Consider the following 23772-nt stretch of genomic DNA (forward strand, 5'->3'; position numbering starts at 1 on the left):
ATGAGGTCATGGCGCGAGCGGATGAGCGCTTAGCTCAAAACATGGCATTGTACAAGCAACGACAAAGGATCGTAGAACATCCATTTGGCACCATCAAGCGTACTTTCGGCTATACTCACTTTTTACTACGGGGAATTGAAAATGTGAAAGGCGAAGCGGTTATGCATTGTTTAATGTATAACCTAAAACGCGTGATCAATTTGCTGGGAACCAATAAATTAATCGAAGCGATTAGAAAAAGAACGGTACTTTCCTATAGCCGGATTGCCGCTCTTTTTGTGGCAATCCCATTTAGGAGCTTATCCGTGAGATAAAAGAGGAGATTTTCGCACAGTCTGACGTCCCTGTCTGTCTCCATTTACCAGACTGTAACGCAATGATATTTTCCACAGAATTTATTTCTTCCGCTGCCAAACCTGCTCTACTCGCATTCTGTTGTGCTTGTTCTACTATGTGGTGCCATTGATTACCCTCGCCAGGCGAACCAAGAAAACTCTTAAATTCTTTGAACGTTTTAAAGCCACCACCGCCAACAGAACCGACAACCATTTCCATGCAATCATTTCGAAGTTGTTTTTGACTTTCGATTTCTGCCGCTAATTTACTTGCATTCGGGACAGGGGGACGGTGGAATCGTCCTAATTCAAATCATTCCTGTGATAAGACAATACCACCGTCCCCCTGTCTCTCCCTTAGTGGCTTTATTAGTCCCATTTTTTGAAAGACACAGGGACGGTGGTGTTGTCTTATTTCACTCTTTCAATAATTCCTTTGCTAATCCCAGTGATTCGAGATATTTGTCGGATAGAAATTCCCTCTTTGCGTAATTCTTTAATACATAAATCTCGACTAGTCTCTTCTATATCTTTTATATCCCAAGCGTTCATTCCGCAAATTTCTTTTACCTTTTCCAGGGCTTCCCTATCCGTCATTCTGAAGCTTTTCTCTCCTATATCTAACACATTTACCTGCTTTTCTTCTTTATGCAATTCTATAAATTGTTCCTTCGTTATCATCCCTAAGATAAATGTGGCATTAATCAGAACACTTCTTTTCAGGTATTCTTCGTAACTACTCCATTTATACTCTGCTGCCGTTTTACTTAGGCCTGCTTTTACTGGATTGTTATGTATATAGCTCAACACAGTTATTAAATAGCCTTCATCATCAATTGGCTCACTTTTGAATCGATCTTGAAATAAATGGCCTATCCTCTTATATTTTTGATTGAAATAATACACATATCTTGAGCCTATTCTCTTGAATACTTGTTCTAAGCTTTCCTTTCCTTCTTTCATGAGAAGATGAATATGATTTCCTAAAAAGCAATACCCGTATAGTTCATACCCACATATTTCTTTGCATTGCTCTAAAATTTCTTTCATTTTTTGGTTATCTTCTTCATCTACTGCAATTAGTTGCCTATTAATTCCTCTAATCATTATATGATATATGTTACTCTCACTTTTAACTCTCGCACTCCGCACCAAATCTATTCACCTCTATTTTAGCTTAACACTTTATCTGCTTTTTGCCAAGACATTACCACCGTCCCCCTGTCCTCATCCTCATGCAACCATAATTGCATGTGCAATAGATGCTAAAATGCACCCTTTCCACAGTTGCTCTTTTGTCCACTTTAACTCATATAATTTATTATTCATTCTCTAACGCCTTCCTTATCAGATTTCTCTCTAAGCATTAGATGATATATTCCTTCTCACTCTGCTTGTCTTAGCATTCTATCACCTCAAATTTACTATACCATTTCTTCATAATTGGGACAAGGAACCTGTCCCCTCGTACCTCAAAAAGGACCGTCTCCAAGAGTTACTTCTCTTCAAGAAAACAGGTCAGCCTATAGTCGGCTGACCCTAAAAGTACGTACACAATTACGGATATTCATTTGCATTTTTTAATTCTTCAATTCTTTTTTGAGCTTTTACTTGAAGTCGTTCATAGGCTTCTTTTTCTTCCTTAGTTAGTTCATCTACTGACGTTAATAATTTTAGCTCTTTTTGGCTATACCGACTCAAATCCTCATCAGTAACTCTTTTTCTTTCTCCTAACAAATTTTCATTCCTAATCAATTTGATCTGAAATGGCTCTGCATAAATAACAAAGAAACCTGTACTCCCATAGGAATAAAAGACATCATCTCTATAAGTGAAGAAAAATCCATCATACCCCTCATACGCGTAAACGTTATGGTCTATAACCCTTTTTACACGCCCTGTCAAATGCTTTTCTTTAAGTTCGGCTTGATCTTCGGGGCTACTATCGCATAATATCCATCTGGGGGATACATCCTTAATTACAACTATATACGTTCTAAGCTCCTTACCAAAAGTATACTGTACATTATCTATCCAAAAAGGAGCATGAGGAAGCCCACGATAAAAGAATACAACAACAGATACTATATGGTAACAAATAAACAAGGCAATTATACTTATAGACCATTTCTTCAACTTTGATTTATTTCTCAACTATTCAGCCCCCCGCTATCATTCCTTGTATATCTGCCGTCCAGGTAAATGGTTGTAAAGCTCCTGTATTTTGATATGCCACAGCCCCATTGTTTATTAAAGTTAGCACTCCAGCCTTAAAGATTTCTTTGAGCCCTTGGTTTTTAACACTCTCTATTTTCTCCACATAATTATGGTATTCAAAATTATACGCATCCCCTGCCTGCCCATAAAAGCTAATATTATTATTTTCATCACGTGTAATTTGTATAGCAACTTTTAAATTACCATACGCAAGCTTTTGATCAAGACTTGGGGCATTCTTATTCTCATCTTCCTGATTATAATCAATCGACGCGTATACATATTTAGTCTGCCCAGGGCTTAAGTCCGCTGCAGCCTTCTTTATCCCATTTTTAAGGATAGCAGAATTAGTCAAGTCCGCCGAAACACTTTCTCCAAAACCAAAATGCATAGCTTCCCCATTACCGTATAATGCATGATTTAAAAGCATTGAGGCAATTTTAGTATCCATGGCATATTCAGTTCCATACGCTCCTGCAGCAGCAACGGCTTTATCATCCACATACAGCCAACTAGCTAAGTCTTGATACTCACGCATAAAATCTGTTGCTCCTGTTTTACTTTCTTCCAACTCAGCTTGCATTTTCTCATACATTTCAATTTGGGCATCTGAAAGTTGCCTTTTTTCTACAATCCCACTTAACTCGTTATTCTTCGTTCCGCTTGCACCAGTAGATGCACCAGATTGTCCATTTCCACCTATCGTTTTTGCTGCCGCAGTTCCCACTAAAACACTTGCCCATTGGTGAAGATCTGGCTCTGTGATTTTTGAAAGTTCTTTCTGTACTGCTTCATTTACTCCTGCTCCTGCTGCACCTGATGCAAAGCTATTTCCACCCAAATCAGACATAATTCCACCAACCAATGCGTGAAGAGCAGTCTTATTAGACCCTCCTGTATCCCAGGAATCTACTTTAGCTTGTAATGCGGCTAGTTGTTCTGGAGTAGAATTTGCATCTGCTTGGGCTTTATTTAATTCATTTTGAGCAGCTTCCTTAGCTCTATCAGAAATTTTATGAACTTCCTCATAAGCTAATTCTCCAAATAGCTTTGATAATTCTTGTTTTTCCTGGACACTCTTTTTATCAAAAATTTTACCTAGCGTATTAACTACATTCGTAGTATCACGATTTAGACTGGAAATATCTTGATTTGGGTTACTCCTAACATCCACTGTTCCTGATGCTATAGCCGATTTAGTCGTACTGTTTGCACTGCCTTTAGCTGGAACTCCAATATCAGGAGTCAATCCTTGGTTTTTATAATTAGGATCATCTTTACTGTATTTTCTGGTATCCAGGTTCACCCCCACGCTGCTGGCGCTGTAATCGGCATGATTCTCAATATCCGAATAGGTCAACGTGTCGGTAGAGAGCTTATTCTTATCCGGTGTAGCCTCGCTGCTGATAACCGCACCCTTTAGGTCCGTATTCTGGCCAACCTGGATGTCGAAGCCGCCTTCGCCGGCGTAGATGCCGGTTTGCTCGGTGACGCTTTGGTACTCGGAGTTGATTTTTCCTTTGCTGGCCGAGCCGATGCCGCTTACGCCGCCGGCACCGAAGTTGATGGTGGCTCCTGCTGATTTGTTGGTTTCTTTGTAATTATCCTCATCCTGCAGACTTTCCAGATTCAGGTCGCCATCCGCTTTGACATTGACTGTTTTTCCCTTGACCTGCGCTCCTTTGAGATTGGTATCCTCACCCGATTCGATGGTCACTGTATCGGTGGCAGTAATCTGCGTGTTGGTATGGGTTAACGTATTGCCATTTTCGTTGCCCTTGCTCTTATTTCCTCCCAGGAAGAAGCCGGGTGCCTGCCCTTGACTTAAGCTGACTCCGATGCTGGCCGATTTACCGCTGTTGGTAGTTTCGCTCTGGGTCGTATTATCCGCCGCTATCAGGTTTACATCATTGGCGGCTTTCAGGTGAATATTTTTGCCATCCACAGTGGAGCCGATGATATTCAGGTCGCCGCCATCAATGACTTGTCCGTCTTTGTCCTTCACTCCCGTAGCAGTGATGTTGACATCGCCGCCGGCCGTTACCTGGCTCGGCGCGGCAGTCACTGCTTCGGCGTTGGTTTCACTTTGCTGCTTGGTCGTTCCCAGACTGACGCTGACCGACAGTCCGCCGCCCTTGGGATCGCTGCCGTCGGCGTTTTTCCCCTTGCTAAGGTTATCCACTGCTTTGACGGCTTTGTAGTCGTAGAGCGCTTTCAGACGGCTGTCTTCCACTTCCGTGGCCCGTTTAGCCGGCTGGTAGACTGCCTGGATATTGTCTATGGCCCGGCCGCCAAGGGATACACTCAGGCCGCTTTGCTTAAATTGATAGGTGTCATGTTCTTTGTCAATGTTATCCGCCGCCTGGATAGTTACATTCTGACCGGTTATCGTCGTATCCTGGCCGCTGATGATATCCGAAGCCGTAACCGCTACATCTTTACCGGCCTCCAGCGTTACGTTGCCACCAGTCGAGCCGACCACACTGCCTGCCTGGCTGACACTGTCCAGTTCGTTGGTGCTTTTCTGGCTTTGCTTGCCGATGGTAAAGCCTATACCGCCACCGGAGAATAAGCCCGATTTTTTGACGGATTTTTCATAGTCGCTCCGGCTGATTTCTTCTGCTGCTTCAATGTTGATGTTTCCTGTGGTCGCTTTCAGTGTGACATCCTGGTCCGCCACGGCGCTGGAGCCTTGTACAGTCACATTCTCATTGGCGGTAACCGCCAATTCATGGCCGGACAGGCTGCTGCCTTTGACCTTATCCTGGCTTTGGTAGTCATAGATGTCGGTTTTAGTGGAGGATAGGAAGCCTGTTTTTTCCCGGTGTTCTTCATGCAGGCTTTCGTGACGTTCGGTTTCGTTGGTGATAGTCACGTTCTGATCAGCAGTAAGGTTGATCTTGCCTGTTTCGCTGCTGATACCGGAACCCTTGACCACAATATTTTGACCGTCCACGTTTATTCCCTTACCGGCGGCGATACTGCTGCCAGCTACCGTTTCATCGGTATTTTGCTGACGGTTGAAGTAGTAGCCGCCCCGCTGGCCGACCGAGGCATCGGTCTGGGTCAGATCTTTTTCCGCCGTAATGTTGACGTCATGGGTGGCTGTCAGTTGGATGGTATCGCTTGCTGCGACACCGGAGCCTTTGATGTTGATATTCTGACCAGAGATAGTCACATTGGTCCCGCCCAGGCTGCTGCCTATGTGAGCCACATCGTTTTCCTCGGCACTGGACTTGGCATAGCTAACAGCCACATGTTTTTCCTGCGACACGCTTTCGATATCAATATCCTTTTTGGCGGTCAGGATTAGCTCTTTGCCGGCACTAAGCTGGGCACCCCGGTTGGTAATGGAGTCTTCCGCCCGAAGGGTCAGATTATTGCCAGCCGTTATGCTCGCCGTATCAAGAATCTTTGTTTGTTCCAATTCGCGATAAGTATCGGTCCGGGTATTGGTCTGATTTACAATGGTATCGGCTTGCAAGGAAACATCGCTGCCACTGATGGTTCCACTGCTATTAGTAATGGCTTGTTTAGCGGTCAGCTTCAAATCATCTGCCGTTATCGTGCCATTTTCATTGGTGATGTTTTTCGCATTGACCGTTAGATTTTTATCCGCTTTGATGGTTCCCACATTTTTCAGGTCATCCTTGGCAATGAGCTCCACATCGGTGCCAGTAATAATGGCTCCGCTGTTGGTAAGATCCCCTTCTTTAAGACCTGCCAGATAGACTTCGGGTACGAGAACCTTTTCCCCATTGATTTCTTCTTCCACCAACCATACGATATCGCTGGTGAGCAAGGCCATTTGCTCCTTGGTCAGCGCCACGCCCACCGACAGGTTGTAGGTATCAGCGAAGACAGCGGCGTTTTCCATGAGCGCCTTATATTGTTCCAGTTCTGAACCATAATTGGTCAGCAGTTTTTTGCCGGTCATCTCCGTGATTTGCTCGGTGACCAATTGTTGCTCATAGTAACCGTCGCCTAAGCGCTTCATGACCTTTTCCGGATTAGTTTTGATCCGTTCCAGCAGATAGTCGCTGGACAGGAAGTTATGATAGTTGGCAAATTTCTCATTCGTCTCGATCAGATATTTTGCCGAGGGTTCCGTATGAATGGAGAAAATTTGCGTATTAATCGCCAGGCTCCCGATGCTGGGTTCCGTGTTCATCTCAGCAACCTGGGGATTGACCTGGGTGGTTGCTTTTCCTTTTTCTTTATTGGTCAATTGACTCAGCACGTTTGGCTCGATAGCTTTCTTGGCATCCCTTTGAATCACGTTTTTCCCCGCATCAAAGGTTTTATTGTCGATGGTATCGGCAACAACGGTTACTTTATTTACTCCACTCAATACGCCTAATCTGGCTGTGTCGGTATCCACTACCGTCTGAGCGTAGTACGGAATCACCGTGGTTCCGTAAACCCAATGACAATGCAAATGGTGCTTACTGTGGTGTTTATATTTCCAGAAATGATTGTCGTTCCCCTTGTCTGTAGTGATGATGGTCCCCTGATATCCGTAGTTTTCCACACTCGGCCCTGTTATGGTTAAGTCATGGCCGGCGGTAATGGTACTGTAATGATTAACTACGGCGGCATCAATCGTAATGTCGTGGTCGGCGGCAATTTGAGCGGTGGCTGTTTCCTGCTGAATCGTGCCTGTTTTAATTTCCCGGGCGAAATTTCTATTGGCGCTGTAATGCCCGGCTATAGGAGGGATAGCATAGGAAATATTCTGGTTTTTTACATTCCAGTCGGTATTAAAAATAGTTTTCTCGTTGACCAGTTTTTGAGCCTTAATACGAATATCCTTCTGGCTTTGGATACTGGAGGATTGGTTTAGTACGTTATCCTGCGCGTTAATTTCCATATCATCCGAACTATACAGCATAGCATTATCGGTATTATTCAGATTGGCAGCATTAAATTGGGCGAAACCGCCTGCCGCCATTACGGAGTTCTGATTATCAATGGTTTCTGTAGCATCCACTGTGAGGTTCTTGTCCGTAAAAATGGCAGAACCCGCCTGATTGGCCATATTACGGGCCTTCAGTCTGGTATTGCCGTCCACAGCAATTGTCGTATTCTTATTGCTCAGTTTCTCCGACAGGTTGATAGTTACGTCGCCGGCGCTCTTGAAATACACCGTGTCATTGCTTAAATTTTGGCCGGTTATCTGAACCGCCCCGCCACTCTTCACTGTCGAGTTAGCGTTGACTATATCGGCGGACGCCTGCCACTGCAGGTTCTTACCACTGGTTACCACCGATTTGTCGCCAATGGTAAGATTTTGCATAGTTGCCGTCAGTGCATCGCCACTTTCCAGCACCGAGGTTTGGTTTGTTACATCTTTTTCTGCCGTCAGAGTCAGCTTCTCGCCACTGTGAATCAAAGCGTGGTCCCGGTTGACGATGTCTGCTGCCATGATCGTCAAATCACCGTCCGCTTTAACAGCAGCCGCCTGATTGGTAAATTCACCGGTACTCTGCAGCATAATATTCTGCTTGGCTTGAAGTACCGCCCCATCCTGGTTGCTAAAAGTTCCGGTTGTGACCTTTGCATCCGCCAGGCCGTTCAAGAGCGATCCCTGATTAACAACGCTATCTGTTGCAGTTACTTCCAGATTGCCTTTAGCCGACAGATAGGCTCCGTTTTGGTTAGACAGGGTTTCCACTTGCAGCGTACTGCTTCCGTCACTTTTCACTGTGGACTTGTCATTCTGGATAGCGTGGTCCACAGTTACGCCCATATCACCACCGGCATAGAGCAAGGCATTACCGGTATTCTGCAGGGACTTGCCTGAAAGCTGCGCCTTACCACCTGCCGAAATGGTTGATGTGTGGTTTTCGATATCATTTTTTACAGCAACGGTAAGGTCATCACCACTGAAAATGGCAGCATTGTCCTGATTGCTAAAACTCTTAGCGTGCATAGCAAGGTTGCCGCCGCTTTGCACAGCAGAAGCCTGATTCAGGACGTCGCCAGCGGCCTCCAGCGTAAGGTCTTTACCTGTTACGACAGCCGCACCGGCGTTATTTCTTAGGTTGTCCGCCAAAATAACAGCTTGTCCGCCAGCCGTAACCTGTGAGCCTTGGTTTGACAGATCACCGTCAAGCGTAAGGTGAAGATCGCCGCCGCTGTGCAGCACGGAACTGTCCGTATTGCTTAAGGCTTTAGCGGTGATGGTTGCCGTTTTTCCACTGTTCAGCATCGCCCGGTTGTTTTCCAGATTGTCCTTAAGTTGTACATCGAGCGTACCGGCGGAATCAATAACGCCTTGAGCAGTATTGGCCAGGCGGTTTCCCGTTATGGCCGTATTGCCTGACATGATCATCTTTCCATTATTGGTTATATCACCGTTGGCGCTTAAGCTCAAATGATTAGCCCACAACTCTGAGGCTGTATTGGCAAAGGCATTGGTAATTACCGTAAGCTGTTCCGTAGCTGCCGCATTGAGACCGTCACCCTGAATCCATATGTTGCCGTTGGCAACCGGATAAAATTCCACATTACCATTCTGCCAGGTACTGATCAATCCGGTGGCCAGTGTGGCATTAGCCGTATTGATATAGCCAAGACCGTTAATCACCATACCGTTGGGATTGGCGATAACGATACTGGCCCGGTTGCCGGCTACTTCAATAAAGCCATTCAAGCTGCTGGACCGATTGCCGGTGACTTCATTTAAAATGACGCTGGCACCAGTTCCGGCCAGGCGGCTGTTATAGTCAATGTACCCGCCCAGTTGAGTGTAGGCATATTGTGTCGCATTGTTTAAGATCAGCCCGGAGGATTTAACATTAAAGTCGGTATATAGATTGCGTGACACACCACTGGCGGATGGTGTTGCGATCTGAACCAGATCAATACCGCTGGCCGTTCTATCGATCATTGGTTTATAAATATTAAGAGCTGCCGCATCCGCGGTAAGAGTCAGACCTTCTTCCTTGGCCACGGCCCGCGTGGCCGCCGTTCCCGGCTGCGCGGGGTTAATTACCGGCAGGTCCGGGATGTCCGGCAGCTCAGGTTGAATGGTATTGGGTATGACTTCACTTACCGGCTGTTCCTCCGGCGGCTTAGGGTCGGTATTTCCCGGGTCCGGATTTTCCGGTTCCGGCTCCACCGGGTCGGGATCGGATTGATGTACTGTCGTATTCTGAGCCATCATCCGGTTAGGATCATAAGTTACCTTTTTGCCGGTCATAACAATATCCCGGCTTGCATTGATTGCTCCGCTTACATCAATATTACCGGCAGCCGTCAAGGTTGCGTCGGCCGGAACGATACTGACCGCACCGCTGTTTCCGTCCTCGTCCTCCTCATCATCCTCATCACCGGCACTGATGAAGCCGCTGCTCGTAATCTGATCAGCAGAAATAGTAACATTTTTATTTGATGTAATTTGTCCATTATTTACAACAGAATCTTTCGAACTGATTGTCACGTCTTCCTTGGCATTAATATTTCCGTTGATTGTTATTTTTCCTTCATTGGTTAAAGAAAGCTCCTTATCGGCGGAAATCTCACCGTTAACCGAAACACCCAGCCCCTTCTCGGTACCAATCAACATGATTTTTCCGGCATACATGCCACCAACCGCCCCTACATCAAGGGCCACGCTCGGTGTGTCCGAAAGCGGAGCCGCGCTAAGCTCCGAAGTTGTCAAATCAGGATAATTTATCTTATTCGTACCTGTTACGACATGGATTTCATCGGCCCATACTTCGGCGTTGATTTTACTCGCTCTGGTTAAAATATCCAGTTTAGTAGCCGGATTGTCTTCACTCAACCCCTGCCCCTGGATGGCTACATCGCCGCGGTTTACATTAAAAGAGGCCAGATTTCCGCTATCATCAATATTCGGAGTTCCTGTTACCAGGCTGACCCGGCTGGTATTGATAAAACCGAAACCATCTCCCGTAATACCATTGGGATTGGCAATAATCACAGCGGCCTGCGGCCCTGCTACTTCCAGCCTGCCGTTTAAATTGGTACGGTTGGAACCGGTCACTTCATTTACTATGATATTTGCCGCCGAGCCTTGTAAGTTGGCGTTGGCTTGTATAGTACCGGCAAGTACAGAGTTCGTTGACTGTAAGGCATTATTTAGCACAAGGCCGTTAACATTTACATTGAAGTCGGTGTATAAGTTGTGGGACAGCCCATTGGCGTTCGGCGCAGCAATGTCTACCACTGTCACCTGGTTTACTTCATTGATGATTGGCTTATGCGCGGCATCAGCCGAAGGGTCCGCCGTGGTATCGGCAAAAGCAGCCAGCGGCTGAGCCATAAAACTAATTACTATAAAAACAGAACTTATTTTCTTTATTGCCAGTCGTACTTTTTTCTTCATTTTTCCACCTCTTTATAGCTCCATTAGAACTTGAAAGCCGCAGGCCTGTTTGGCCGTTTGAAAGCCATCGGGCTTTTTCAGGGGCCAGCCGATAAAGGCATCATATTGAATCTTTTTCAGGCTGCCTCTGATACCGACCGCACTACCCCAGAGTTCCTTACCCAAAGCAGCTTCCGTCGAAGGTCCCTGAATTTTTCCGTAGTCAACGGCCAAATAGAGTTGATTGTTTTTATTGACCGGCAATCTAATTTCATTCTGAACAATCAATCCGTTTTCCGCCGACAAGGTCTGCTCCCCATCAAAGCCTCTAACCGTATACCGTCCGCCAATACTAAAAAATTCCGAACCGTATGTCAAATCGTCCGTTCTTTGCCCTCGAATATGTAAATTATACGAGCTTTTCAGATGCCCGATTTTTAGCGGACTGTCCATAGCAAAATCGGCTAGCAGCATATCATAGCGGGTTGTCGCTTGACCGGGCACATGATCGGTCACACCATCTCTCGCCCCAAGGCAGGGAATTCCTTTTTGATACCGCACAGCCGCATCCAGCACCGTGTTGCCGACATATTGCCGCTGGGTGACTCCCAGACGCAGCGCTGTCGTATCCTGCCGTTGCACTGTAACCTCCGTATCGTCAATAAAACTTCGTCTGCTTTTCTTGATCAGACCAACTTCCATATTGGTTTTTCTGGTCTGGTCGCGACTTAACAAATGCGTCACCGTAAACTGCAGGTTTCCCGTTTCTCCCGACTGCAAAAAAGGGACTACTGCGGTACGCACTGTTTGATGATAAGAATAGCGGCTCCCGCTAAACGTCAATGTGTCCTTACCGGAGGGTATCGAATAATAAAAGCTGCTGGCTCTTGTCCCCTTGATTTCGCCATCCCTGACAGCATCCTGATTTACGGAAATATTGATGATATCATTGACAGCAAACAGATTATCCAGTTCCAGGGATGCCGTCCTCTGCAGCTTACCGGTGTTGTCCGTACCGGAGTCGTCAAGGGAGTTAATGAGCTTCCAGGGCTTTTTCCGGGTCACAGTCAGAACGATGTTACTCTGGCCGGCAATGGCCGCCGGTTCAATCTTAATAGCCACATCCTGAGAGGGTACTCTTTTCATTTGTTCCAATCCCTGTTCCAAATCACGGATGTTCAATAAATCACCGGGACGGGCGGAGAAAGCGTTTTTCCAGGTCCCCGGTATTGTAGGATCGGAAAAACGGATTTCGCCAAGCGTCCCGGCGGCAAGATCAACAAGTAAGGTTCCTGTAGAGATATCCTGTTCCTTCACATATACCCGGGTAGTGACATAGCCTTTATCGACAAGCGCTTCATTAATTTGTTTTGTCAACAAGTTAATTCCCTGAATACCAATTTTCTGATTTTGATACTGCTGCAAATATCTTTGAGCCCAGAGAAATTTATCCGCATAGGCGCCTCTCAATTGAATTGTTTTAATATAGAAACTGGGAGCTTCTTGCGGCAAATCAATCTTTTTCAACCCCGAGCTTTCTTTTCTTAGCCTTTCCATCGGTGCTTGTGTTCGCTTACGCTGTTCTTCGGTTGACTCTTTTGCCGCAATAGAATGTTCCTGTTTTTGCAAAAACTCCTCCTGCTGCCTTAACTCATCATCGCTAGGCTGAGCAAAAGCTGCCTGATGCATCAGAAAAAAAGAAAGCAACAGCAGCCCTATCTTACTATGTCGTTTCATTCATCCACCTCAAAAAAATACCATTTTTACATTTTCTCAAATAAAATTCCAAGATTTCTATATTTACCATTGGATTCCAATTTCCTCTTAAATTACGCTCTTTTTCGTCCGACATAAAACCTGACATTTTTACAAAAACATTCATCATTTCACAATATCCAACCTTAATCTACAGAACATTTATTATATACAACAAAAAAACGACTTATTTTCAAAAAAAAATTTTGAAAAAATAAGTCGTTTTTATCTATTATTGTTGTTACCCTTACAGCTAAAACCAGCTATTACCTGCCTTCAACTGTCAGCTTCCCGCCAATCACCGACAGGTGCACCGTTCCTTCTTCGGGAATCTGGCCGGTGACGATTTTTTTGCCCAGTTCGGTTTCCACTGTACGGCTGATCAGCCGTTTCAAGGGACGGGCGCCGAAGGCCGGGTCGTAGCCTTCCTGGGCGAGCAGCGCTTCGACGTCTTCGTTCCACTCTAGGGTAAGGTTAAGCTGTTTTTGCAGCCGCTGCTTTAAATTCTGCAGCAGCAGGCCGGCAATGTTCCGCACTTCCTTCGGCGTTAACGCCTTAAAGACGATAGTGTCGTCAATGCGGTTTAAGAATTCCGGGCGGAAATAGCTTTTCAGAATGGCAAAGACAGCTTCCTGTGCGGCAGTACCTTCTTTTTTCAGGATTTCCGCCGACCCCAGATTGGAGGTCATAATAATGATAGTATTCTTAAAATCGACCGTCCGTCCCTTGCTGTCGGTCAAACGGCCGTCGTCCAGGATTTGCAGCAGCACGTTGAAGACATCAGGATGGGCCTTCTCGATTTCGTCCAGCAGCAGCACACTGTAGGGACGGCGGCGCACCGCCTCAGTCAACTGACCGCCCTCGTCGTAGCCGACATAGCCGGGCGGTGCACCGATCAACCGGGCCACGGCATGTTTTTCCATATACTCGCTCATGTCAATCCGGATCAGGCTGCGTTCGTCATCGAACAGCACCTCGGCCAGTGTCTTGGCCAGCTCGGTTTTCCCGACGCCGGTCGGTCCCAGGAAGATGAAAGAGCCAATCGGACGGTTCGGATCCTTGATGCCGGCTCTGGCCCGGATAATAGCCTCACTGACAGCCTGCACCGCCTGATCCTGGCCGACTACCCGCTGATGCAGGATGGTTTCCAGACCGGCCAGTTTCTCCCGTTCACCGGCCAGCATGCGGCTGACCGGAATGCCGGTCCAGCGGCTGACGATTTTGGCGATATCGTCTTCGTCCACCTCTTCTTTGAGCAGCACCTGCTGAGTCCGTTTTTGTGCCAGCGCGGCTTCTTCCTGCTGCAGCTCCTTTTCCAGAGCCGGCAGCCGGCCGTATTTCAGCTCGGCCAACCGGTTTAAATCATAGGCCCGTTCGGCATTTTCCATTTCTGTCCGCACGGCTTCCATTTGCTTTTTCAGTTCCCGCAGTTTGACAATGCCCTGCTTTTCCACATCCCACTGACCGCGCAAGCTGTCGGCCTGAGCCCGCAGTTCCCGCAGCTCCGCCTCGATACCGGCCAGCCGGCTGTGAGCCGCCGCTTCCGTTTCCTTGCGCAGGGCCTGTTCCTCAATCTCCAGTTGCAGCACCCGGCGGGATACTTCATCCAATTCGGCCGGCATGGAATCAATTTCGGTGCGCAACCGGGCCGCCGCTTCATCGACCAGGTCGATAGCCTTATCGGGCAAAAACCGGTCGGCAATATACCGGTCCGACAGCGTCGCCGCCGCAATCAGGGCCGCGTCCTTAATCTTCACCCCATGGTGGACCTCATAGCGTTCCTTTAAGCCCCGCAGAATGGAGATGGTATCTTCCACCGAAGGTTCGCCGACCAGGACCGGCTGGAAGCGCCGTTCCAGGGCCGTATCCTTTTCGATATGGGCGCGGTATTCATTCAGCGTCGTAGCCCCGATGCAGCGCAGTTCCCCTCTGGCCAGCATGGGCTTTAAAATATTGCCGGCATCCATGGCGCCTTCGGCGGCACCGGCTCCCACCACGGTGTGCAGTTCGTCAATAAACAGGACAATGCGCCCTTCGGCCTGCAAAATTTCATCCAGTACGTTCTTCAGCCGTTCCTCAAATTCACCGCGGAATTTCGCCCCGGCCACCAGGGAACTCAAATCCAGCGAGTACAGGATTTTATCCTTTAGACTTTCCGGCACGTCGCCGGCCACAATCCGCCGGGCCAGACCCTCGACAATGGCTGTTTTACCGACACCGGGCTCGCCAATGAGCACCGGGTTATTTTTGGTCCGCCGGGAGAGAATTTCCACCACCCGCCGGATCTGCTCATCGCGGCCGATCACCGGGTCCAGTTTGCCTTCCCGCGCCAGCGCCGTCAAATCGCGGCCGTATTTCTCCAGCGCCTTAAACGCTTCGTCCGGATTATCGCCGGTAATGCGCCGGCCCTGACGGTAAGCACTAACCAACTGCTGCAAACGGCTGCGGTGCAGTCCGAACTTCCGGCACAAATCCACCACATCGCTGTCGCCGTCATCAGCCAGCGCCATCAGCATATGTTCGGTGCTAATATATTCATCCTGCATATTGGCCGCAATTTCCTCAGCCAAAGCCAGTACGCGGAGCATAGCCGTATTCATCCTGAGCCCGCTTTCCTGACCACGGACGGCAGGCTGTTGTTTAAGCAAGGCTTCCGCCTGTTTTTGAAAAAGCTTTGTGTCCACCTGCGCTTCCTTAAGGAGGTGCGCGGTCATGCCGTCATCTTCTTTCAGCAAGGCCAGCAATAAATGTCTTGTTGTCATTTCCTGGTGATAATACCGGGCGCAGAACTGTTGCGCGGCCGACAGAACCGCCATCGCCTTCTGCGTATATTTTTCCTGATTCATGACAGATCCCCCCTCGCGTAACTCTGTTTGCTTACATATAGGTTACATTTATAATGTAGCAAAAAATTCCCAACTATACAAGGAAAATATTTGACTTTTTGACCTTTTGATTCAAATAAAAACAGAGGTATTAGGGCGCGTTCTCGCTCCGCTACCTCTGCTCTCATAAAAAATCAGGCTACACTTACATCGGCCCCCAGTACACCGATACGGCCCCCGGCGCCGCTGATCGGCACGGCGATGGTGACGCAGGGTTTGTGGGATATGGCCGACACATAGGCAGCCGACACATAGGTTTTCCCCTCCGCCGCTTCCTGGAACCATTCCCGCGACCCGGCGTTGGCAATGCCGGCCGGTGGCAGGGAAATAATGAACTCACCCTCCAGATTGTTACTCCAGATTGCTTCCAGGTTAGCATGGGTTTGTAAAAAGCCGGATAACACCGTTTTATGTACTGCCGGCTCCAGACTGAATAGCGACTGCTCCCTGGCAAGGGCAGTCAGCTGCTCCTTTAAACGCTGAATCTGGTTTTGCATCTCCGGGCTGACAGTTACCAAAGTGATCTTCTGGGTGGTATCCACCAATGACTTGGCGACCTTGGCCAGCAAATTACCCATGTTGCGTGTTTCCGCCAGATGGCGTTCCTGATCGGCAATGGAACCGACCACTTCATCAATATGGAGCGCCGCCTGTTCGCACATCTGGGCCATGTCATTCAACGTATCCGAGGCGCCGTTGGTTGCGGCCAACTGTGATTGCCGGGCTGCACTGGCTTCCGACAGTTGATCTTCAATTTGGGAACTGGCCGCCAGGATTTCCTTCAGGCTGCCATCAGCTTCCTGCATCGCCTTAACACCATTTTCCACCGACTTAGCCCCTTCCTCGACAGCGGCAGCGGCGGCAGCCACGCCTTCGTCAATTTGGGCTAACAGGCCATTGGCCGACGAAGCGGCTGTGGCGCTGGCTTCGGACAGCTTCTGTATTTCCTGGGCCACCACAGCGAAGCCCCGGCCGTGCTCGCCGGCCCGGGCCGCCTCAATGGCGGCGTTCAAGGACAGGAGATTGGTTTGCGTGGATATTCCCTGAATGGCGCCCAGGAAACTGTCAATCTCCCGCGCCATTTTGGTTAGATTCCGGATACAGGCTTCAATTCTGGTCGAGGACTGCTGAATGGCTGTCATCGCGTCCGCGGCCTCCAGCACTGCCTGACAACCTTGCTCGGCGATATGCCTGGTTTTAATGCTATCCTGATGAATACCGCCGGCCACCTGCGTAATGGTTTGCGCCGTCTGGACCACCTGATCGATTTCCTGTTTGGCCTGGGAGGCTCCGTTCAGGAGACTGGCGGCCAGCTTCTGCGTGCCGGCAGTCTCCTGATGAATCTTGCCGCCCAGCGTATCGGCATTGACAATGGCTTTGTTAACCTGTTTTACGGCGGCCATCACCTGGCTGGACGCCACCTGCGACTCCTGAGTAAAGCTGCGGATCATTTCCGCCATGGCCTGAATATGCCCGGCCAGCGGCTGCAGCTCCTTCGGATACTCCTCCGGCTTCAATTCACCTGCTATATTCCCGGCTGCATATTGACTCGTCTGTTCGGCCAATTGCTGTAACCCTTTGCTGCTAAACCACCGCATCGTCGCCGCCTCCTCAAAAAAATAGAGCCACTTCTCCCCTTAGAGAAATGGCTCCTTTGCCAAAATTTATATTCTAAATTCTAGCGAAATGTTCTCTTTTTGTCAATGAAAAACCAAGAAACAATGCTATTTAGCTGCTTGCAGGGCCTGTTCCAGATCGGCAATAATATCCGCTGCATCTTCAATACCGACCGAGAGACGTATCATGTCGTCCGGTGCGCCGGCCGCTGCCCGCTGTTCCGAAGTCAACTGCGAATGGGTAGTGCTGGCCGGGTGGATAACCAGCGACTTGGCATCGCCCACATTGGCCAGAATAGAGAAAAGCTTGAGCGAGTCAATGAACTTCTTACCCGCTTCCAGGCCGCCCTTAATGCCAAAGGTTAAGATAGCACCGGCCCCTTTCGCCAGGTACTCCTTAGCCAGTTCATGATCCGGATGACTGGCAAGGCCCGGATAGCTTACCCACGATACCTGCTCATGGCTTTCCAGGAATTCAGCTACTGCCAAGGCATTCTGGCTATGCCGTTCCATTCTGAGATGCAGCGTTTCCAGGCCCTGCAAAAACAGGAAGCTGTTGAACGGGCTTAGGGCAGCGCCTAAATCGCGCAACACCTGGATGCGCAGGCGGGTAATGAATGCCGCTTCGCCTAACGCTTCGGTATAGCTCAGGCCGTGATAGCTGGGATCGGCATCGCTAAGCAGCGGGAACTTGCCGTTGTCCCAGTTGAACTTACCGCCGTCAATCACGATACCGCCCATCGAACTGCCATGACCGCCAATAAACTTGGTAGCCGAGTGAATAACAATATCGGCGCCGAATTCAATCGGCCGTGACAGGTAAGGCGTGGCAAAGGTACTGTCAATAATCAAGGGAATACCATTTTCATGGGCAATAGCCGCTACGGCTTTAAAATTAAACACGTCAATTTTAGGGTTGCCGATGGTTTCACCATAAATAGCCTTGGTTTTCGGCGTTATGGCCTTACGGAAGTTTTCCGGATCGCTGGGATCGACTAAGATTACCTTAATACCCAAACGAGGCAGGGTGTAGGTAAACATATTGTAGGTACCGCCGTACAGCGTTGACGAGCTGATAATTTCATCACCGGCCTGGGCAATGTTGAAAATAGCCGCGCTGATAGCAGCATGACCGGAAGCAAAGGCCAGGGCGCCAACGCCGCCTTCCAAGGCCGCTACCCGTTTTTCAAATACGTCAGTGGTAGGATTCATGATACGGGTATAAATATTGCCCGCTTCCTTTAGACCGAATAGATTGGCGCCATGTTCGCTGTCGCGAAAATTATAGGATGTGGTTTGATAAATCGGAACTGCTCGGGAACCTGTGGTTGGGTCGGGTTCTTGTCCGCCGTGGACAGCCACTGAGTCAAATTTCAAGTTTTCCGGTAATGCCATAATATGTACCCCTCTCTATTCGCTATATTGTTGTGATAATAAAAAAGCCAAGGAAAGCACTCGAGGTGTTTCCTTAGCCTTCAGTCTTTCTGATCAGCTTATTCACTATCTTCTTTTGTTATAAAATACCATGAAGCCCTCAGCAAGTCAAGCCTTTTTTTACCAGTCTTTGCCCGGTCTCGGCCAGTCCCCGCCGCCTGTAATATTTTATCGGTTTATCGTTATATTCCGTCACCATAAATCCCTTCAACACCGGTAAACCGCTGTTTTTCGGTCCGGTCAAGCTGGGTGACCTTGCCGTCCTTGATCACAATGACCACCTGGCCAAATTTCAGTCCGTCCACAGCCTCTGCGATCCGTTTGCGCAAAGCCTGCGATTTAGCCTGATTGGCCGCCTCCTGTGAAACTGCTTCCTTTTTTGCAGGCATAAATCCTCGCCGCCTCCCCCCGCTGCTAACTATATCTTTTCCATTGCCTTTATCGTATCAGCATAATCTAATTTTCTCGACCCGCTCAATCTGGATAATACGGGAGTCCTGGACGATTAAGGTAACTGAACCGTGCAATGTGCTATTAATAACCTTTTCAATTTGGTCCATAACCGCCTGGGGCACAACTTCCTGCTGCACCGCACTTACGTTCTTTTTTGTATTTGCCATGCTCACACCTCTATAAGCAGTTTGTATCGGCCGGGTTGAAACTAAGAAAACCCTTTCCAAGGAAAGGGTTTGGGGTCATACTTTCCTCTCATCGCCAGGATTAATTATCCTGCTGGAATTAGCACCACTGCATTGCTGCCGGTTGCCGGGTTTCTTCGGGCCAGTCCCTCGACCTCTCTGGATAAGAGCTACTTTATCAACTTATATGAAATAGTATCATAGGGTAATAACAGTGTCAATAACTATTTACCGCCAAGCAAGCAGACCAGTTTTCTGTCTCAGCGCACGCTGAGCTGCTTACAGGTAGTATATGTCCGGTAAGTTTGGATCATGCCATTCCCGGTAGCCGTTCTTAAATAAAGGGAAAAACAGAACCCTCTGCGAGAGCCGGCCACCGGTATAGAAATAAGGCTGGAGTTTGCGCCATCGCAGTGCAAACTCCAGCCTTCGTCATGTCCGATCAGCCGAGCCTACTATTATTCTTCAAATAAACTTGTCGACAGATACCGTTCACCGGTATCCGGCAAGAGCACTACAATGGTCTTTCCTTTATTCTCCGGACGCAAGGCCAGTTGGGTTGCTGCATAGGCTGCCGCACCGCTGGAAATACCGACAAGCAGGCCTTCGGTTCTGGCCAGTTCCCGGCCGGTGGCGAAAGCATCCTCATTGCTTACCGGAATAATTTCATCAATGACGTCTTTATTGAACACGTCCGGCACGAACCCGGCGCCGATACCCTGGATTTTATGGGGACCCGGTTTGCCGCCCGACAAAACAGGCGAATCCTTCGGTTCAACCGCTACAATTTTAATGTTAGGATTTTTTTGTTTCAAAACTTCGCCAACACCGGTAATGGTACCGCCCGTGCCTACGCCGCCGACAAAAATATCAACCTTGCCGTCGGTATCGCGCCAAATTTCTTCAGCCGTAGTCTTGCGGTGAATAGCCGGATTGGCCGGATTTTTAAACTGCTGGGGAATAAAGGCCTTCGGGTTTTCCGCCACAATTTCTTCGGCCTTTTTAATAGCCCCTTTCATGCCTTCCGCACCCGGCGTCAAAACAAGTTCGGCTCCCAACGCCTTAAGTAATTTTCTTCTTTCAATACTCATGGTTTCCGGCATGGTCAGCACCAATTTATAGCCCTTGGCTGCTGCGACAAAAGCCAGCCCTACACCGGTATTGCCGCTGGTGGGCTCAACAATCAAAGTATCTTTGTCAAGCAGGCCTTTTTCTTCCGCATCGGCGATCATGGCATAGCCGATCCGGTCTTTAACGCTGCCTAAAGGATTAAAATATTCCAATTTAGCAATAACAGCTGCCTCATACCCTTTGTTCTTACGATAGTTGCCAAATTCCAGTAGAGGAGTGTTACCTATTAATTCGGTCAAATTCTTAACAATACGTGACATAGTAAATACCCCCGTTTATATTTTAAATTTACATGATAATGTATCAAGCCCAGGTTATAGTTATGCACGAACAAATACGACCTATACCAAATTTTCAGTTTGATCCGGCGTATAAACTGCTGTTGGTATGGTCAGGAAACGCCACATAAACAAAAAAGGCCAAAGAAGCTGCAGCAAGCATCTCCTTTGGCCTTCAGTTTTTCTGATCAGCCTACCATCCAAACCAACTTGTTACTTACATGATAGTACCAATGACAGGCAATGTCAAGATTTTTTTGCCATTAGGTAACCACTGATTAATTCACCCTGCGCGTCCTGACGGATCTTTTTCCGCCTGGCTGCGGCAGCAAAACCTTGCAATAGGGGCCGCTATTCCTGCGGTTTTACTTCCTTGCCAGTCGAAAAAATCTCTCGCCAGCCCGACAGGTTCATTTAATCAGCGGTTACCTAGTGCTCCATTTCTTCCGGCCATTATCCTTCATTATGCAACGCCTGCTGCAAATCCTCAATTAGATCTTCCACGTCCTCAATCCCTACGGAAAACCGCAAAAGACAATCGGAAACCCCCAGCCGGTCCCGAACCTCGGGCGGCACATCGGCGTGTGTCTGAACAGCCGGGAAGGTAATCAAAGATTCCACGCCGCCCAGACTTTCGGCGAACTGAATCAGCCGGACCCGGGACAGCACCTGTGGAACCAGCGAAGGACAGGCCACATCAAAAGAAAGCATGCCACCATAGCCAGAAGCCTGGGCATCCTGAATGGCTTTGCCCGGATGGTCTTCCAGGCCAGGATAATAGACTTGTTTGACCTGTGGCTGGGTTTGCAGCCATTTAGCAATGGTAAGCGCATTGGCACTGTGTTTTTCCATACGCAAAGCCAGCGTTTTAATGCCCCGCAGCAGCAGCCAGCTATCCTGCGGTCCCAGAATGCTGCCGGTCGAGTTCTGGATGAACCGTATCCGTTCCCCCAGCTCCGCAGTGCGGGCAACGACGGCACCACAAACGGTATCATTGTGGCCTGACAAATATTTTGTCCCACTGTGGATGACAAGGTCCGCGCCTAAAAGTAAGGGCTGTTGGAAATAGGGGGATAAGAAAGTATTATCCACAATCGTATGAATATCACGCTGCGCCGCCATACAGGCAATCGCTTTGATATCGGCAATTTTCATCAGCGGATTGGTCGGTGTTTCAATTAAAATGGCCGCCGTATTTTTCTGAATTGACTCCTGGACTTCTGTCAGGTTGCTGCTGTCAATGAAGCTCACCGTAAAACCCAGATTGGCGAAAATCTGGTCCAACACGCGATAGGTACCGCCATAACAATCTTCGGTAACGATAAAATGACTGCCCGGTTTATATAACAATAATACCGCCGTCACAGCGGCCATGCCTGATGCAAAGACATAGCCGGCAGCACCGCCTTCCAGATCTGTAATAGCCTTCTCAACCGCTTCCCTGGTTGGATTCTGGGAACGGGAATAATCATAGCCGGTGCTTTCCCCTAACGCCGGATGCCGAAAGGTGGCATTTTGATAAATTGGTGTGCTGATCGCACCGGTGCGCGGGTCGGACCCTACGCCGCAATGAACTATTTTTGTACTCAGTTTCATAATATCCCCCATTTAACTAAAATCGTAACTAAGACTGGTTTCAGGGCCGAGCCCCCGGTGCCCGGGCTGTTTGTTTGCCCTGTTGGGCAACCGGTAGAATTATACAGTATGCTGGCGGCCGGATTACGTTTTTTCCGGCTAAACAGACCTGTTTTTATTATCCCTTCCGGCATAATAAAAACCCCTCTCCGCAGAAAGGGGTTTTACTGTTATAAAATACCCTTCCCTCATCTTCCAGGAAATCATTCCTGCTGGAGTTAGCACCACTGCATTGCTGCCGGTTGCCGGGTGTCATCGGGCCAGTCCCTCGACCACTCTAAATAAGAGAATTTAAAGTTATGTAGATGTATATTGTTTTTCATTCTACCTCAGAAGCAAATCACTGTCAAGAGGTTATGCCTCCATTTCCCGCCCGGGTACCAGCACCACTTTTATGGCTTGTCCCTGTTTGATCACCGCATAAGCCTTATCCCATTCAGCGAGCGTAAATTGATGGGAAACCAGTTCCTGCGTTTTTATGGCTCCTTCATTAATCAATTGAAGGGATGGTTCCCAGTCAAACGGATTCTGGCTGCGGCTGCCAATAATCCTCAGTTCCTTTTGAATGATCTTGTCAAAGTCGGCCGGCAGCTCAGCTGTGGGAAAAACTCCGGCCTGCACGTAAGTTCCCTGCTTGCGCAAAAGCTCCAGTCCCGTAGCCACCGAAGGCGGCGCCCCGGTGCACTCAAACACGATATCCGCGCCATAGCCTGCCGTCGCGCCGGCCACAAGCTGCCGCAGATCCTGCTGCTCAATATCCACGGCCTGCGTTATTCCTACCTCCCGCGCTTTTTCCAACCTGACCTTATCCTGCGGCAAACCGGCGATAATCACCTGAGCGCCAAACCGGCGGGCCATTTGCGCCGTCAGCAGGCCGATCGGGCCTGGCCCCAGCACCACCGCCACATCACCCGGCTGCACGCCGGCTTTGGTGGCAATATGATGGGCGCAGGCCACCGCCTCAGTCATCGATGCAGCCAAAAAGCTAACCTTCTCCGGCAGCTTATGAACGCTTGCCGCCCGGATCACCAGATATTCGGCAAACGCGCCGTCTACCTGGGTACCAATCCCCTGGCGCCGGCTGCACAGGTTATACTGTTTTGTTTGGCAATACCGGCATTCACCACAGGCTGCTGCTGTTGTTTCCGCCGTCACCCGGTCACCCACCTGAAAACCGGCAACTCCTGCGCCGAGAGCGCTGATTTCCCCGGAAAATTCGTGTCCCAGCGCTACCGGCACGGCTACTTTGTATTTCCCCTCATAAGTATGTAAATCAGTGCCACAGATGGCGGCGTACGCCACCTTGATTTTTACCTGCCCCGGACCGGGCTCCGGTTCCTGTTTATCCACTACCTGTAAATGGCCATAGCCGGTTTCCCGTTTTACCAATGCTCTCACCCATACCACTCCCTTAATCCGCTATGAATGTAAAAATAAAAAAAGGCCAGGACAATCCCACTAGGATTATCGCAGCCTTCAGTAGCTCTGATCAGCAAACGCATTCTTTTTACTTACC

13 protein-coding genes and 2 riboswitches are annotated in these 23772 nt (G+C 48.7%); of the genes, 1 reads left to right on the forward strand and 12 read right to left on the reverse strand.

The annotated features are described in order from the left end of the window. Positions 1–314 (forward strand): transposase (locus tag BMW43_RS12900; protein WP_218140679.1); only part of this gene is annotated, 314 nt, incomplete at its 5' end. A 432-nt stretch (positions 315–746) separates the two neighbouring features. On the opposite strand, the gene BMW43_RS12905 is transcribed toward BMW43_RS12900, so the two are convergent. The 12 genes from BMW43_RS12905 to BMW43_RS12960 form a co-directional block, all read right to left on the reverse strand. Beyond that, complete coding sequence (locus BMW43_RS12905) at positions 747–1487, reverse strand: transposase (RefSeq protein WP_091748175.1); 741 nt, start codon at positions 1485–1487, stop codon at positions 747–749. 405 nt (positions 1488–1892) lie between these two features. Next, a complete protein-coding gene (locus tag BMW43_RS12910) occupies positions 1893–2489 on the reverse strand; it encodes a hypothetical protein (protein ID WP_091748178.1) in 597 nt (198 codons plus the stop codon). Between the two features lie 4 nt (positions 2490–2493). Beyond that, positions 2494–10905: a two-partner secretion domain-containing protein gene (locus BMW43_RS12915; RefSeq protein ID WP_091748183.1), complete on the reverse strand. Its 8412-nt coding sequence runs from the start codon at positions 10903–10905 to the stop codon at positions 2494–2496. Positions 10906–10917: 12 nt separating this feature from the next. Further along, a complete protein-coding gene (locus tag BMW43_RS12920; protein WP_091748186.1) occupies positions 10918–12621 on the reverse strand; it encodes a ShlB/FhaC/HecB family hemolysin secretion/activation protein in 1704 nt (567 codons plus the stop codon). A 284-nt stretch (positions 12622–12905) separates the two neighbouring features. After that, entirely contained in the window at positions 12906–15485 is a 2580-nt protein-coding gene (gene clpB / locus BMW43_RS12925) for an ATP-dependent chaperone ClpB (RefSeq protein ID WP_091748189.1), read from the reverse strand. 173 nt (positions 15486–15658) lie between these two features. Further along, a complete protein-coding gene (locus BMW43_RS12930; protein ID WP_091748192.1) occupies positions 15659–17122 on the reverse strand; it encodes a methyl-accepting chemotaxis protein in 1464 nt (487 codons plus the stop codon). A 126-nt stretch (positions 17123–17248) separates the two neighbouring features. Beyond that, complete coding sequence (locus tag BMW43_RS12935) at positions 17249–18535, reverse strand: homocysteine synthase (protein ID WP_091748194.1); 1287 nt, start codon at positions 18533–18535, stop codon at positions 17249–17251. Between the two features lie 221 nt (positions 18536–18756). Next, complete coding sequence (locus BMW43_RS12940; RefSeq protein ID WP_091748197.1) at positions 18757–18963, reverse strand: YezD family protein; 207 nt, start codon at positions 18961–18963, stop codon at positions 18757–18759. Positions 18964–19020: 57 nt separating this feature from the next. Continuing rightward, positions 19021–19194, reverse strand: a complete 174-nt coding sequence (locus BMW43_RS12945) for a YezD family protein (RefSeq protein ID WP_091748200.1) — start codon at positions 19192–19194, stop codon at positions 19021–19023. 85 nt (positions 19195–19279) lie between these two features. After that, positions 19280–19382, reverse strand: a riboswitch (SAM riboswitch). A gap of 288 nt (positions 19383–19670) precedes the next feature. Then, positions 19671–20603 (reverse strand): cysteine synthase A, encoded by a 933-nt coding sequence (gene cysK / locus BMW43_RS12950; RefSeq protein ID WP_091748203.1) that lies wholly within the window; start codon positions 20601–20603, stop codon positions 19671–19673. A gap of 471 nt (positions 20604–21074) precedes the next feature. Continuing rightward, complete coding sequence (locus BMW43_RS12955; protein WP_091748206.1) at positions 21075–22217, reverse strand: trans-sulfuration enzyme family protein; 1143 nt, start codon at positions 22215–22217, stop codon at positions 21075–21077. A gap of 224 nt (positions 22218–22441) precedes the next feature. Continuing rightward, positions 22442–22544, reverse strand: a riboswitch (SAM riboswitch). Between the two features lie 66 nt (positions 22545–22610). Next, the gene (locus tag BMW43_RS12960) at positions 22611–23654 is read right to left on the reverse strand and encodes a zinc-binding dehydrogenase (RefSeq protein ID WP_091748208.1); all 1044 of its coding nucleotides are present in this window, start codon (positions 23652–23654) and stop codon (positions 22611–22613) included. Positions 23655–23772 lie beyond the last annotated feature (118 nt).

Source organism: Propionispora vibrioides (genome assembly GCF_900110485.1).
Classification (GTDB): domain Bacteria; phylum Bacillota; class Negativicutes; order Propionisporales; family Propionisporaceae; genus Propionispora; species Propionispora vibrioides.